1 protein-coding gene is annotated in these 433 nt (G+C 67.0%); it reads right to left on the bottom strand.

Annotated features, from left to right (window positions below; all coding sequences use genetic code 11):
- A partial coding sequence (locus D7Y13_RS43265) for an alpha-amylase family glycosyl hydrolase (RefSeq protein WP_147452728.1) occupies positions 1-171 on the bottom strand: 171 nt, incomplete at its 3' end.
- Between the last annotated feature and the right edge of the window lie 262 nt (positions 172-433).

The raw sequence follows: 433 nt of genomic DNA, 5'->3' as shown, positions 1-433 counted from the left end.
GATCCAGATCGTGTCGATGCCGAGCGCCTGCAGGTAGTCCAGCTTGCGGACCAGCCCGGCGAAGTCGCCGATGCCATCGTCGTTGCCGTCGAAGAAGGTGCGGACGTGCACCTGATAGATGACGGCGTCCTTGTACCAGTCGGGCTGCGCCGGGCGCGTGAACTCTTCCATGTCGTTCTGAAAGCAAATCGCACGCCGGGTTGCGGTGACGGACACCTCAGCGAGGCGTCCCTACCAGGGCGTGCGATGACCGGTGCCGTGCCCGACGCGCCGGAACCTCGGCGTGGGCAGACCGGAATGTGACAGGACGATCTTACCGGACTGTGGAGCGCGTTCGCTCATCCGCGCGCAGCAGCACGACGGATCGGCCGGCGACCGGATAGGTGCCGCGGGCGGCCGGGGCGACCGGCTGATGCTCGATGCCGGTGTCGAA

The sequence above is a fragment of the Corallococcus praedator genome (genome assembly GCF_003612125.1).
GTDB lineage: Bacteria > Myxococcota > Myxococcia > Myxococcales > Myxococcaceae > Corallococcus > Corallococcus praedator.
Note: the sequence above shows the minus strand (reverse complement) of the source record. Positions and strands in the feature narration are given on the sequence as shown.